Annotated in this window: 5 protein-coding genes and 1 pseudogene; 1 reads left to right on the top strand and 5 read right to left on the bottom strand. The window is 43.7% G+C overall.

Annotated features, from left to right (window positions below):
- Positions 1 to 12: 12 nt before the first annotated feature.
- The 4 genes from A4V03_RS00460 to A4V03_RS00445 form a co-directional block, all read right to left on the bottom strand.
- Positions 13 to 3027 carry a SusC/RagA family TonB-linked outer membrane protein gene (locus tag A4V03_RS00460; RefSeq protein WP_065537531.1) on the bottom strand — a complete coding sequence of 1005 codons (3015 nt, stop codon included), beginning with the start codon at positions 3025 to 3027 and terminating at the stop codon, positions 13 to 15.
- 32 nt (positions 3028 to 3059) lie between these two features.
- Positions 3060 to 5000: a RagB/SusD family nutrient uptake outer membrane protein gene (locus A4V03_RS00455; RefSeq protein ID WP_065537530.1), complete on the bottom strand. Its 1941-nt coding sequence runs from the start codon at positions 4998 to 5000 to the stop codon at positions 3060 to 3062.
- Between the two features lie 6 nt (positions 5001 to 5006).
- On the bottom strand, positions 5007 to 8135 hold the full coding sequence (locus tag A4V03_RS00450; protein ID WP_065537529.1) for a SusC/RagA family TonB-linked outer membrane protein: 3129 nt from the start codon (positions 8133 to 8135) through the stop codon (positions 5007 to 5009).
- 193 nt (positions 8136 to 8328) lie between these two features.
- Positions 8329 to 12486 carry a hybrid sensor histidine kinase/response regulator transcription factor gene (locus tag A4V03_RS00445; RefSeq protein ID WP_065537528.1) on the bottom strand — a complete coding sequence of 1386 codons (4158 nt, stop codon included), beginning with the start codon at positions 12484 to 12486 and terminating at the stop codon, positions 8329 to 8331.
- Positions 12487 to 12585: 99 nt separating this feature from the next.
- Between A4V03_RS00445 and A4V03_RS20575 the strand changes: the two are divergent.
- Positions 12586 to 12810, top strand: a pseudogene (locus tag A4V03_RS20575) (IS982 family transposase); the annotation flags it as partial.
- Between the two features lie 970 nt (positions 12811 to 13780).
- On the opposite strand, the gene A4V03_RS00435 reads toward A4V03_RS20575, so the two are convergent.
- A complete protein-coding gene (locus A4V03_RS00435) occupies positions 13781 to 15727 on the bottom strand; it encodes a glycoside hydrolase family 97 protein (RefSeq protein WP_065540215.1) in 1947 nt (648 codons plus the stop codon).
- Between the last annotated feature and the right edge of the window lie 15 nt (positions 15728 to 15742).

Here is a 15742-nt window from a genome sequence, read left to right as displayed (position 1 = left end):
TAGCGTTAAACGTTAAAATCCTACTGACAAACCTACATGAACAGAACGGGTAGCAGGATAAGAATTATTCATCGCTTCCGGATCTAAATGGTCAATGCCATCGAAACAAAGCAAATCGACTCCTCTTACATATACTTTCGCATTCTTCATCCAGCATTTGCTCAGCCAGGATGAGGGAAGTTTGTAATACACTTCGCAGTTGCGCAACTTCAAGAAAGAACGATCTGCCAGCCACAATGAACTTGTCTGTAGATTATTATCGACAGTTTCCGTGGTCAGTCTCGGGAAGCGGGCATTCGGAGTTTCCGGTGTCCAGCGATTTTGGTAGGCATAAGTAGAAATCGTCGTATTATCGACCAACGGGCGATAGTAGTTGGAAGACAAGATTGCCGTATAATTTCCTACTCCCTGGAATTGCGCACTAAAGCCCAATCCTTTCCATTCCAAACCAAGACTGAACGAGTAATACGTTTCAGGGCAGGTACTATTGTATCCCATAGCCACTCTATCATCCGAATTAATGACTTTATCACCGTTCATATCCTTGTATTTGATATCTCCGGCCTTTACAGGTCCAAACTGCTGTGGCAAACTATTGTCTATATCTGCCTGATCCACAAAATAGCCAATGGCCTGCAAGCCAAAAATCTGTCCTACCGGATTGCCTGTGGCACGTGTATAGTCATAAGCGGCAGGTTCTTCCAGCATCTCTATGATTTTGCTTCGGTTGTAGGTAAAGGTTCCTCCCAGATTTAATTCCACGCCACCAATCTTCTTAAAATAATTGGCACCGATTTCCGTCCCCCAACTATCTACGATACCAGCATTTACATAAGAGCTGGTTGCACCGAGAACCGCCGAATTCTGTCCGGCAGAACTCACCCAGATATCTGAACGTCTTTCATAAAATCCATCCACTGTCAAAGTCAAGCCTTTGAACAAAGTAGCGTCTATACCGGCATTGTATTTATAGGCTTTTTCCGTGGTTCCGTTTACGGAAGCCAAACGACCTTCCTGCCAGCCACCGTCACCACCAAAGTTGTTGTTTATCGGATAACCGTTGCCTCCGCCTACCGTCTCATTCCAATAGCCGTTACCGGGGATATTGTCTGTATTCAACATACCGAACGAAGCCCGTAGTTTCAAGAAATCCACCACATTCTGATGTTGCATGAACTTCTCATTAGAAATGAGCCATGCCAGCCCGACAGTAGGAGATACATTCCAGCGATGATCGGGCGCCAATAAGTTGGAAGCAGAAGCCATCAATGTAAAATCGGCGAAATAACGGTTCTTAAAGCCATAATGAGTGTACCAGCCCACATTCTGACGATAGAACGTATTATTGATGCCTTTAGCATTATCATATTTATAAGAATAAAGCAACATGGAGTATAAATTGTGCGCACCAAACTGACGTTGCCAATCGATATTCATCTGAAAATTAAAGGCGCGGTATTGCCAGTCGAGTTTACTGTCACCCGACATTTCCGTGTCTTTACCTCCGGTCAATTCCTCACCAGCCACAGGCATTCCGTTCTCCCAAGAAGCCACTGTTGCCATACCATATTTATATCCCTTCGTATGATTTTCCCAGTAGGAAGCAAGATTGTCATATCCCATACGGACAGAAGCTCCCAATCCTTCGGTCAAAGAAGACAAATCCTGACGCAAAGACATATCCGCATACAATCCGCGAGTGTGTCCTTTTGAATATGCACGGCCTTCGGTCAGCGCTACCGGATTCCAGTTCTCGCCCCAAGTAGTGTTTCCTCCCCACAATCCGCTTTCCGTACGAACCGGGAAAGCAGCCGAAGGTAACTGATACAGTTTACTTATCAAATTATCACTGCCCATACCCGGACGGCTGAATTCATTCAAGATTCCCATAATATTGGCCTGCATCTTTGTTTTCGGCGACAAGTCAATATCCAGATTTGAACGGAAATTTGCTTTTGAATACTTTTCCTGCGTTGAATAATCCGGAGTTGCGTTGTAATGCTTGATAAACCCACGGTTGTTCTGCAAGTTCATCATCGTATAATAACGCATCTTAGTAGAACCGCCACGGAAACTCAATGTGGCGATATCCGATGTTCCACGTTCGCGAAAGACCTCTTCCCACCAGTTTACATTCGGATAAAGATAAGGAGAAGTACCATTCTTGAACGCGTTCAACTCATTTTGTGAATAGTGCACCTGCTTACCATCATTAGTCAATGCCTCATTCAGAGCGGAAGCATACATATAAGCGTCCGCCATTTCCGGCTTGCGTGTCATGTAGTTAAAAGCATGATCGTAAGAGAAATTAATCTCACGGGTATTGTATTTTCCACGTTTTGTCACAATATTGACCACACCATTCACTCCCCTATAGCCATAAAGAGCCAATGCAGCCGCATCACGAAGCACACTGACAGATTCCACTTCTTCCGGAGTGATGTATTTCAGAGCCTGCCAGTTATTATCCCGTTCAATCCCGTCCACTACCAGCAAGATTCCATTATTGCCGTTCAGTGTTTTAAGTCCGCGAATATACATTGACGGCATCTGTTCCCATACCACACCGGTATTTTGCAGGGTAGTCAGTCCCAACGCATTGCCATATAAAGAATTTCCGATAGAGAAAGCCGAACTTTTCTCTATATTCTCCGCATATACAGTAGATACGGCTCCTGTAGACTCCGCATTGGTCTGCTGCAATCCAAAACCATAATTTACTTTCTCCGATGAGTAATCCATGACCACAGTCAGTTCCGGACTGCTGCCCACTTTCACAACCTTCATCGCATCGTCACCGGTCTGTACTTTCAACCGATTTCCTTTCACCGCAACGATTTCAAAACGTCCGTTTTTATCGGTAGCCACCCGTACCAACGGATTTTCTTCTACCGATACTAAAGCTCCCGCTACCGGTTTCCCTTTTTTGTCGAGCACCTTTCCGGTCACATTACTTTCACTTTGCGCCCATCCGTTCAGAGTGGCACAAGCGAACATTGCTAAAGCTAATATCTTATATTTTTTCATTTTACTCTATGATTAATCGTAGTTATTCCGCATTAATTCCATCCCGGATTCTGGGTCAATCCGTAGTTTTTATTCACTTCCGACGGTGGAAATGCCGACAAATACCATTTCGGACTAAAATTGCTCCACCACGCACGGGAAGGATTCACCAACGGGAATGCCTCATAAGTGAATTGAGTCGGTTTAGGATAAGTACTGCTGTTTCCGGTACTTCCTGACCAAGGAGTGTTCCCTGCCCCATCATTTCTATAAATCTTCAATCCGTGAAGTTGCTTTTTGAAAAGATCTTCTCTCTTGTAGCGTATCATATCAAACAAGCGAACATCTTCCAAACCCAACTCACAAGCACGCTCTCTCAGAATCTCTTCCAACAAGGCATCGGAATCGGTCGTCAAGTTTTTGCTCGGATTGCAAGCCGCCAAGTCTCCCAATCCCACGCGGGCACGCACTTTATTTACCTGTTCAATAGCTCCCGTCAAATCATGCTTGTGTTGGAGCAACGCCTCTGCATAAATCAGATACATTTCCGCCAACCGCAGATAGGGCCATTGCAGATATTTATCTTTCAATGAATTGATACCTTCCTTATAAAATTTATAGCATCCGAATCCGGTAGCATATTTTCCTGTTTCTTTCTCTGTATCATTCACGTTGTCGCGCCCTCCAATCCATAACTCGGCAGCATGATCGCCAAATTGTGTTCCGTTCACCAACATCGTTTCGTACAGACGCGGGTCACGAATCGGCTTATTATAATCATTATCCGTATAAAACGGATTGGTCGTATTATCCAGCCGGAAAGGATTGCCGTCGCTCATAGGGAACATCTCCATAAATTCCAATGTAGGAGTCAATCCGCCTGTAATGACCGTACCGTTTCCGCTATTCACAAAAATATATTGCCATTCATCCCATGAATTGAATTTACCGAAACGTGAAACATGAGTGGAAATCAACAGTTCCTTATTATTCTCACGAGTAAAATAAGCTTTATTATACGCATTTCTATAACCTTTGATTGTAGCTTCCGTCGCCTGCGTCAGTTCATAATATCCTTTCGACTCCAATTCCGCAAAGAAATCAACGCAAGCCTGCCAGCATTGTTCCCACAATTCCGGTTTATAAGCACCATACCACACCTGATGATTCGTCACGGCATCCTGCGGTGATTCCGTGCAATAAGGCACGTCGTCATTAAACAACGGACTGGCTGCAAACAACAGAATCTTACACTTCAATCCCATAGCAGATGCTTTGGTGAAACGTCCTTGCCAGTTCATGTCATCCGTACCCAAATCCCAAGGAAGTTGAGGAGTCGCTGCAGCCTCATCCAAAAGATTCACCATATAGTTCACGGTTTCCTCCACCGTAGCACGCGGCAATTCATAAGAAGGCTGTACATCATAGGTTTCCTTAATCAACGGAAGCCCTCCCAAATGACGGAATAAGTCAAAATAACGAGACGCAACGATCACTTTAGCCTCCGCTATCAAACGCTTTTTCTCCGCTTCCTCCATATCGGGGACTTTATCCACATTCTCAATAAACAACCATGCGGCGCGAATCGCCTCCCAACAGTTCTCTTTGGTATATCCAAAGCGTGTATCATCACCACTATCCTCATCACCTGCTTTATAAGAGCCCGAATAGTATTTCCGGTTGACCCCGTTCCAATCAGTATGGCTATGCCAACAATCAGACATCATTTCAAAGATTCCGGTATTCATTTTACCTTCCACCGCATTCCAATATACGGGAAGCCCATAATAAAGTTTGCTATATGTATCCCACAAGAAAGCGCGAGCATACGTGGCTTTCCCGAAGATTGTATCTTGCGTTACCGCTACTCCCGGAGCTTTTTCCAAAAAGCCATCCCCAAATTTCACCTGATCGACACAAGAAGAGGAGAACAAAGCCACTCCTGCAAAGGCCGTTATAAACCATTTACTTAAATGTTTCATCATATTATTCATAAAGCATTAGAATCCAAGTTTCAATCCAATATTAAACACACGTGTCAGAGGATAATTGGGACGGTCGCTCTGACGAGATTCCGGGTCTCCCCATTTGAATCCGGTAATAGTAAGCAGATTATATCCATTTACATACAACCGGCAATTATCCATCTTCAACTTCTTCATGAAAGGGAATTTAAAATTATAGCCTATCTCTACGTTCTTCAAGCGCAGATAGCTGGCATTAATGAGATACAGGTCGGACCCTGCATAATTATTGGAAGCGTGCAAGCTGGAAGCGCGCGGATATTTAGCCGTAAATGTATCGGCTGAGGAACGCCACGTCGTATCATACTGATAAAGCAGCAATCCCTTTTCATTGGTGTCTCCCAACGGACGTCTGAATTCGCTCAACATACGGTCAACGTTCCAAGCACCTGTCCATTGCATGGAGAAATCGAAATTTTTCCAAGTGAACCCAGTATTCAATCCGGCCGTGTATTCGGGCATATCCGTATATCCGATATCGCGGGTCGCATCATTGGAGTTTATTTCGCCGTCAGCATTCAAGTCCACATACACACAGTCGCCCGGCACAAGCGTAATACCATGATCGGCTATCGGGCGTCCGAACTCTTCCTGATAACGCATGTCAGCCGTTTCATCATAAAATCCCCAAAACTTATACATCGAACGGGACCCTATTCTACGTCCTGTCTCATACATCCAAGGTTCATTCTGAGCCACCTCGTTTTTATAGACAATCTTATTTCTTGAGAAAGAGACATTGAAGTTCGCCCAATATCTGAAATCATTCTTCAACGTTTCGTTCCATTTCAACTGTACTTCAAATCCTCTATTCAATGTTTCTCCTACGTTGACAGAAGGAAGCGACATGCCCAAAATGCTCGGTAAGTAATCCGGTTTAGACAAAATATCGCTGCGGTCTTCTCTAAAGTAATCCAAAGAGACGGACAAGCGTTCTTTCAAGAAAGTGGCGTCCACTCCATAGTTCTGTTTCACCGCTGTTTCCCACTTGGCATCGGGATTCGAACGGCTGACCTCACTTGCGCCCGGCATCTTATTGCCGACATTCTGTCCGAAATAGTATCCGCCGCTGCCATATTGATAAGAGTCAGGCAGATACAAGAAACGTTGTGACACATCATTACCGACCATTCCCACAGAAGCGCGCAACTTTAAATAGTTCACCACATTCTTGACCGACTGGAAGAAAGATTCCTCACTCACGACCCAGCCCAACGAACCTGCCGGAAAGAAACCATACCGATTTCCCGGGCGGAAGTTTTCCGAGCCGTTATAACCCGCATTAAACTCTGCCATATAACGTGTTTTCCAGTCATAAGTCACACGCCCTACCAAGCCTACGTATCCGGTAGGAATGTCAGAATACTCTGACGGATAGTATTTCTTTGACTGATTATACAGCAACAATGCAGTCACATTATGATCGCCAAACTTACGGGCATAATTCAGCGCCAACTCCATATACCAGTTGCGTGCTTTGGAGAAGCCGTTGTCAGGTTCGTCATAACTCGACTGGGAATCTGTTCCATATTTACGAAGCGAAATAGAACCGTCCGCATTCGCAATAGGGGTATAATAAGCCTTGGATGAGCTTGCCCGCTTGGTATTGGCATACTCTGAATTATAAGCGCCTTTTAGTTTTACGGACAATCCTTTCGTGATGAAGTCCAGTTTCTGATTCAAAGCAAGGTCTACATTCAGCACATTTGTCGTTCTTGTCTGGAATCCCTTTCCATAGTATGAACTCAATCCGTCCACTCCCGTAAAAGGCAGAATTTCAGAATTAGACACCACCCGCTCGCCGTTTACAATGCCCGCACCAGCAAAGGGAACCGCCCAATAGAGCTTACGAAACAGCTGATTCTGGTCTTCGCCGGATTCAGGCGTGCGTTTCGTTTCTATGCGACCGCCGATATTGACAGACAACAAGGTGGTTTTCGTTACATCAAAGTCCAGATTAGCGCGATAATTATATCGTTTATAATCAAAGTTGAAGTTGTCCGTCGCATTGAACTGCTTGAACATACCGCCTTGCGTAAACAAACCGGCAGAGACAAAATACTTCATATTACTGGTTCCACCGGATATGTTCACATTGTGTTGAGACTGGAAAGCCGCCTTATTCATACAATAATCAATCCAGTTGATATCCGGATACAACAACGGATTGGAATGATTGCGGAACGTTTCCAGTTGTTCATCGCTAAAAGTAGGCACTCCACCGTCATTGACCTTCATCATATTATAATAGGAGGCATACTGGTAGGAATTGGCAAAATCCAAATCCTTCGTACGCACATTGACACCGGCAGATGTGGAGAAGGAGACCTTCGCCTTTCCTTCCGCACCACGTTTGGTGGTAATCAGGATAACGCCGTTGGCACCGCGCACACCGAATACCGCCGTGGCCGAAGCGTCTTTCAACACAGTGACGCTTTCAATTTCATTCGGGTCAATCTGCGAAAAGTCACGCTCTACGCCATCTACCTGAATCAACGGCTTCGCATTGTTCCATGTAGCGACACCACGCACATAAATATCCGCCGCATCCGCTCCAGGCTCGCCGGAATACTGTACGGAAGAAATACCTGTGATTTGCCCCGACAATACATTGGATAAAGAGCCTGCCGGAGTTTTCAACAGGTCGTCGCCCTTCATGGAGGAGATGGCCCCCGTGATGGATACTTTTTTCTGAACGCCATAAGCTACCACCTGGACTTCGCCCAATGACTGTGCATCTTCTTCCAAAACTATATTGAGACTAATACCTTTCTTAATGGTTACCACTTTTTCTTTGTAACCGATAAAACTAATTTTAATTTTTGCACCGGAATTCGCATTGAGAGAAAAACGCCCGTCTATATCGGTAATGGTTCCCTGCGTAGTTCCCACTACCGTAACATTGGCACCAATCACAGGCTCGCCATTGGCATCCACCACCGTACCTGTCACTTTGGAACTTTGTTGCACCACCTCCGGCATGGAACTTTCGTCTCCATATCCTTTCAGAGGAATCAAAAGAAACAAAAACAACGAGAACACTATCGGAAGCAGCCGACATTTCTTTCCCGCTTGTCTTTCATGGAATTGCTTTTGTTTTTCCATTTAGTATAAATATTAAGATTAAACATTAAGTGAACTACAGGTTCTTCTTATGGATCACATAGAAGAACCTGTGCAAAGGTAAGGAGCTGCCTCTCTGCAAGGCTCCAATAATACTTATCTTAGGATGAATTTTAGTTACTCCACCAAATCGAATGATAATTCGACCTGCAAAATGCGGACAATTCCGTTCTTTCTACTTGGCAGGAGTGTCCAAGAAGCGTTCGATATACTCGGAAGGCAACATTCCGAACTCTTTCTTAAAGCAAGAGCTGAAATATTTCGGGTCGTTGAATCCTACCGCATAAGCCAACTCGGATATACGGATATTACTACCTTTCTCCTCCATAATCCGACAGGCGGATTTCAAGCGAACATTACGAATAAAAGCTGAAGTATTGAGTCCTGTCAAAGATTTTAGTTTCTTATACAAAGTAGATTTACTGGTTTTCATTTCATCGGCGAACTGCGGCTGATCAAATTCAGCATCTTCCAGATGACCATTCACACAATCAATAGCCCGTTGCAGGAAATCCTCATCCAGACTTGTATAATTCAGGTCCTTCAATTCAAATACCAACTGATGTTTGAAGTCATGCACCAGCCCTTCCTTATGTTTCAACAAATTACGAATACGCGCATAAAGCACAGGCAGATTGAAAGGTTTGCTGATAAAAGCATCCGCACCCACCTCATAAGCTTCCGCCCGATCTTCCTCCTTATTTTTGGCAGTCAACAGTATCACAGGAATATGACTGATTTCCAGATTACCTTTCACGTATTTACAAAATTCGATTCCATCCATTTCGGGCATCATCACATCAGACACGATCAAATCTACATCCTCATTTTCCAATACAATAATCCCTTCCTTACCGTTTTCCGCCGTAAATACATTATATTCACGTTTCAACAGTCTTGTCATGAGTTGCAGCAACTCTTCATTATCCTCTATTACCAGCACCGAATGTTTCTTTTTCACCACTTCCGCCTCATCGTTTGTCTGCACATCTTCCTCATCGGCATAAGCCTCGGTTTTCTGTATCGGCACAATAGTCTCGTCGTCAATCTGGTCTTCGCTGAAATAAGAGCGGTCGACCGGGATGCACACTATGAATTCCGCGCCTTGTCCGCTTTCGCTCACTACAGAGATAGTACCTTTATGCAATTCTACTAAGTCTTTGGTGAGCGACAGGCCGATTCCTGTCCCAATCGTATTGAACTTACGATAGTCGCCTTCATAAAAACGTTGAAAAAGAGTTTTCTGCTTCTCCTGCGAAATGCCCTTTCCGTTATCCTTGACTTTCAGACATACATGGTCTCTATCTTCCGCATACGTCAGCGTCACCTGTATGAAGCCACCCTCTACTGTATATTTAGCCGCATTAGACAGCAGGTTATATAAAATTTTATCCAACTTATCCGTATCAAAGTATCCTATGATTGAATCCGGATTGCACAATACGGAGAAATGTATTTTCGATTTCTTTATCAAAGGTTGAAAACTCTCCGCTTCCTTCCTTACAAAAACAGCTATGTCTCCAGAAGAAACCCGAAGTTTTAAATTCCCTGTTTCCGCTTTTCGAAACTCCAAAATTTGTTGTAACAAACGTATTAACCGATGAATATTGTTATACATCACCGCAAACAGGTCAGTATGCTGGGGAGCTTGTGCTTTAAGCTCGTCCACCGTAGCAGAAACGATAGTGAGCGGTGTCAGTAATTCATGAGTTATATTGGTAAAGAATTGCAATTTAGCATGATTCAATTCCTCCGCTTTCATCTTTTCCATTTCGCGCAACCGGAGTTCATTTTGCAACAAAATACGATTACGGGTGATTCGAAAGAGCCAGAAAACCGTTCCGGCAGCAAACAGTGCGTACAAGATATACGCCCACCAGGTTGCCCAAAACGGAGGAAGTATCACAATCGTCAGTTCACGAATATAACCGCTCCAAATTCCATTCTCATCGGTTGCCTTGAGGCGGAACGTATAAGTTCCGCTCTTCAAGTTATTATAGTAAGCGAAACGCCGGTTCGAATTTGTATACACCCAATTCTTATCAAATCCTTCCAACTGATAGGCATACCGGTTCAGTTCCGGATTCTTATACGTAAGTGTGGCAAACTCGATACTGAAATTATTGTATTGGTAAGGTAGCTCTATTTTCTGAGTGAAAGCCGGAGTGAAACGGGATATTTTCCGCCTCACACCCAATGACAACAACGTTATGGAGTGGTTGAATATCTTAATATCGGTGATTGCAGGCGAGACGTCACTCTGTTTTTCTTCCATATTCTCAGGAATAAAACTGCTATATCCTCCGTAGCCTCCGAAAAACAATTCGCCATCGCGGCAGCAAGCTGACCGGGGTATGAAGAAGTTTCCTTGCAGCCCGTCCACTTTAGTATATACGCGAAGTACCGCATCCCCCCCTGGCGATTGTGCGCCCAACTTTACCAATCCTGCATTGGTTCCTAACCATAAGTTGCCATTCTTATCTTCTTTGATACTTCCTACCATATCGCCGGGAATATTATATTCTTGGTTTTTCGCCTCGAAACAGTCTTTCCGGCGGTCATAGAGATAAAGGCCTCCTCCCTCCGTCCCTACCCACAAACGTCCTGTCATGTCATTGTAAACGCACAACGCATTGTTTGTCGTCAATTTTCCGTTATAAAAGCTGTAATTGTCATACTTTAAAGTGGAAGGATGATGAATATCTCCCTGAATATGAATCAGCCCGTAGTTTGAAGTAGCTATCCACACACTATTCTCACTATCGGCAATGATGTCGCGCACATAAAGCCAGTCCAGCCGTGTGTTGTCCGCAAATGTCATGGGACCGAACAAGAAACTCTGCCCATCGGCCAGCAGCACTCCCAAACTGCCGCGGGTTCCTACCCAGCAGTTGCCTTGCCTGTCTTCATAAAGCGCTGAAACACACGAATTCCCCACGAATTCACAGTTATCAGCCGTCAGATTCTCTACTTGCCGTCCCTTCCGGTAGATGAAGATGCCTCCATCGTATGTACCGAACCAAATATCGCCGCTATTGCGCCGTTGCACCACGGAGAACACGGTAGGGATGGACATTCCTGCAAACTCCGGTATTTGCGAGTGAGACTTCAACTTGCCGGTAGCCTGTTCGATACAGGCCAACCCATACGTACCAATCCCCATCCAAATATTACGTTCGGAATCTGTAAACAACGCGCGTACGGAAGTAACGGGGATATCATTATCCGTAAAATCCAGGCTGTGGGAAGCAAACATCGGTCGGCCGGTATCAGCCGCCAATACCCCTCCGCCGATGGATCCAAGCCACATCGTCCCTGCCTTATCGCGCAGGATAGTATTGATTTCATCGCAAAAGATATAGTGTGAGGAGCCGCGGGACTTATAATTGACGAAACGACCGGGAGCGTCTTTTTCCATGATACTCAATCCGCTACGTGTACCCACCCACAATGTTCCGGTATTCAAGTCTTCGCTTATATCATATACAATATCATCGGACAGACTTGCGCTGTCGCCTACCTTATGCCGATAGTTCACGTAGGACACCGCGCTAAGGTCTTTCGGATTGTCAAGTCTGAAAAGCCCGCAGTTCCAACCGCCTACCCAAATATTCTTATTCGTGTCTTCATAAATGACATGTGCCGAATTGCGTTCGTTCATGGTAGGATAAGCGTAGAATTTTCCGGTGGAAGAGACATATCTGTATAATCCCGACGACCAAGTACCTATCCACAAATCGCCCTCCGAATCTTCCAGCAATGATTTAATAGCGGTATAGTCCAGCACTCCCTCGGTCTGTTCGCGGTCATAAACCACAAACTTGTCATTCTCGGCATCGTATTTGCACAATCCGGCATCCGTCCCCAACCAGACAGAATGGTCTCGCGCCACCAGCAGGCAAGATATTACATTGCTCGGAATGGCGGGAGATAGTATTTTCTTTATTTCTCCGGTTTTCTTATCTAATATATTCAACCCCTCTTGCGTGCCTACCCACAGGTTATGGTCATAATCGTCCACCAAACAAAGAATGTTATTATTAGTCAGCAATCCGGGCGTATACAGGTTTGACTTATACAAAGTAGTCTCATAACCGTCATATTGATAAAAGCCATAACGACTTGCCAACCAAATAAATCCATCTTTATCCTGATATATTTTTTGTATTTCGTCCGACGGCAAATTATTCAAGGCAGGAAACCGCTTGAATTTCAGATTGGCGACAAGGTTATCTCCTGATGCAAGTAGTGCAGTAGAAGGTTGCATACAGAATAAAAATAAAAGAAGTATAATCTTTCTATTAACAATATTTATGCATAGTTTGTTTGCCATATAGTAGATTTATGGTTTTATTAAAACAAATATAAATACCTTTATCTATTCAATGAGAGAATTATCACCCGTTAGCGGAATTAAATTGATAAAAGATTTATGTATAATAAATTGTGTATATTGTTGATATTTAACAAATTAAAGGTAATCATTCTTTTAATAAACAAATATCATATGCACAACCTATATGCAATATTCGCAAAATTTCTGAACATATGCAAGCAAATAACCGGTAACTTAGTCAATGAATCAGGGAATATTCCAAGAAGAGGAGTAGTTCCTATATTCTCAAACATTGAAATCGTGGCAGTAAATATGGCATCAATACAATGACAGACGTAGAATGATTTTCTGATCCAACTATCTTTGCAATATAACGTGCGACCAATACCTCAAAACATGAAACGTTTACATTCCAAACTCTTCCTATTCAGTTTTACAGATACAGCCTTCACCTTTCACAATGCCCTGTTCATCGGCATTAGCGGGTGAAGGCTGTACTTTCACCCGTCTTTCACCCATCGGTTTCCTAATCCTATATGGCACTTCTCTATCTATGCTTCTGAAGACATACCTGACCTGCTTCCTTATTCATTAATAACTGCCCTCTCTTTCATTAATAACAAACTTTCTTTTGATTATAGGTAAACTTCTTATTACCAGTATGCAAACTTACTTTTCATTAAATGCAATCTATAATTGCAAGTTGCGTTTATAAAAACAGAACTTGCAATTATATAAATAAAAGTTTCATTTATATAATCAAAGCTTGCATTTATAGTTTTCTTATAATGCAAAAAAAGTTTGGGTCCTATACAAAAGAAGTTTATCCCTTATAGAAAAGAAGTTTTCTTATAATAGTCTGGAAGCTATCTATTAATACTTCTCCTGCCAGCTATAGATAAAAGATTTAGCAGATTAGACAAGCTGTAAAAGCCAGGGTAGAAAGGTGAAAGGAAGGTGAAAGCCAGCCCTTCACCCGCCAATGCCGATGAACAGGGCATTGTGAAAGGTGAAGGGTCTTTTCTTGAATATGATTATTTTAGTATACCAGCGTAAGGCAATGTCTGCAACTACAACTGAATGAATTATATCCACGAAACATTTCTCAAATATGATTTCATTCAAAGAATAGAGGGAGCAGTCTATATTGTTTATATTCAAGCAATTATTCATAGCACAATTTGTGTAGCATAAAAAGTGCTACATAAATTATGCTATAAATATTGATTCTATCAAACTTTTACCGAACAATCATTGCCACATGATCCACAACAAACGGTAGAGATATCATCTATTTGTTTACCAATACAGCACCTCCCTGCGGAAGAATCTCCAGCTGTACTTTACCGTTCTCTTTTACTTTCAACGGCACTAGCTGTGGTGCTCCTTTTTTATCATCCTTATACAGAGAAACTGTTTTTCCGGCAAACATCTCTAAATCCAGTTTCAACTTCAACGTTTCTTTTCCTGCATTCACAGCAGCCAGATACCAAGTATCATTGTGACGACGTGCCAACACGACATATTTCCCAGGATATCCATCAATGAAGCGTGTTTCGTCCCAAGTGGTAGGAACTGCTTTCATATAGTCCATACAAACAGGAGAAACATCTTTCAGGTTGTTGGGAGCAAGCGCAAAGTTTTGTACCGGATTCTGGAATAATACGGTAGTGGCCAGTTGGAATATATCAGTAGTGCGACGCGTAGTTCCTCCGTCATTGTTGCGGTTCAGTCGCTTGTTCAGGAAACAGCCGCCGAATTCCATGCTACCCACCGTATTGCGGATAAACGGATGTAGGCAAGCATTGAAGGCTTCTTCATCGCAGAAATGTTGGTTGAATATCATATTCTCGGATGCCAGTACGGCTTCACTACCAACATAATTCGGATACATGCGTTCCCATCCGCGAGGGATTGTACAACCGTGGAAGATCACCATCAGGCCGTGATCGTCGGCATCACTCAAGATATCTTCATACAGGCGCATCGTTTCTTGCTTGTCGCCACCAAAGAAATCAACTTTAATGCCTTTTACTCCGAGACTCTGCAACCATTTCATCTCCCGTTTGCGAATAATGGCGTTGTCCATGCGATTAACCGGTCCTTGCTCAATATCATTCCAATAACCGGAAGAGCTATACCATAAGAAGAGTTCCACGCCTTTACTACGTGCGTATTCTACCAAAGACTTCATGCGGTCGCGACCGATGTTCGTATCCCACCAGTTATCAATCAACGCATACTCATATCCCATTGCCGCAGCAAAATCAATATATCGCACCTGATCGTCATAGTTGATACTACCATCCTGCCAAAGAATCCAGCTCCATGTGCCGCGTCCGAAACGGTAGTCATATTTTGTTTCATAAAGAGGACGCACGACATCCCACGCAACAGTTGTTTCCACAATCGGTTTCAAAGTCTCGCCGACAGTGATAGTACGCCAGGGAGTAGCTCCCGGCAAGGCAAATGCCGGAGCAACCGTTCCGTTGCCGTTATTTTCTTCTGCCATCGGGAAAGCAATCGTATACAGATTATCTTCGCTCACATCGCTTAAACGTGAGCCGCAATATCGACTGTCCACTCCTGTCTCGCTGACCAGCACCCAACCATCGTCACCGATACGGAACAGGCAAGGGAATGTGTAACCATGCCTGTACTGGGAACGGTCACTCATCGGAGCATCTGCCTTGTATTCTTCCTCATAACTGGGTTTTGTGCGTTTCCATCCTATCATGGCATCGCTTTGCGGACACAAGAAAGTAGTAGTCTGTTGCGGGAAACGAAAACCGGTTTCTTCGGCAGTCACCGTTACACTTCCTTTTCCATCCTGACGCGGCAGAGTATAACGGAAAGCTACATCATTGTTGCCGACACGAAAGACAACGTCTATTTTCTGTCCTTTCGGATTCTCAAAATGACAGTTCAGCTCGTTTGCCTGATAATGCACTTGTGAGGTTTTAATACGATCCTGATGGTAGACAGTATCAATCGGGGTGACCGTATGCCCTGTCAGTTTCATTCCTTTAGCAAAGTCACCGATATTCGTGTTCATACCCAAAGGTGATTTCTCCAGCATGGTTTTCCCATTATAGGTAATGGAATAACTTGGCTTTTCGGCAGGGGAAGTAAAGACAACCAATTGCAGTTTTTCATCCGGTCCTTTCACGACCACGTCTTGTGCCGTCAGCGAAGTCAGACAGCAACCAGCCAGCAGAGCGCTTATTATCTTCTTCATATTATTCATGTTATT

Origin of the sequence: Bacteroides caecimuris, from assembly GCF_001688725.2 — a bacterium.
In the GTDB taxonomy this organism is placed as follows: Bacteria; Bacteroidota; Bacteroidia; order Bacteroidales; family Bacteroidaceae; genus Bacteroides; species Bacteroides caecimuris.
Note: the sequence above shows the minus strand (reverse complement) of the source record. Positions and strands in the feature narration are given on the sequence as shown.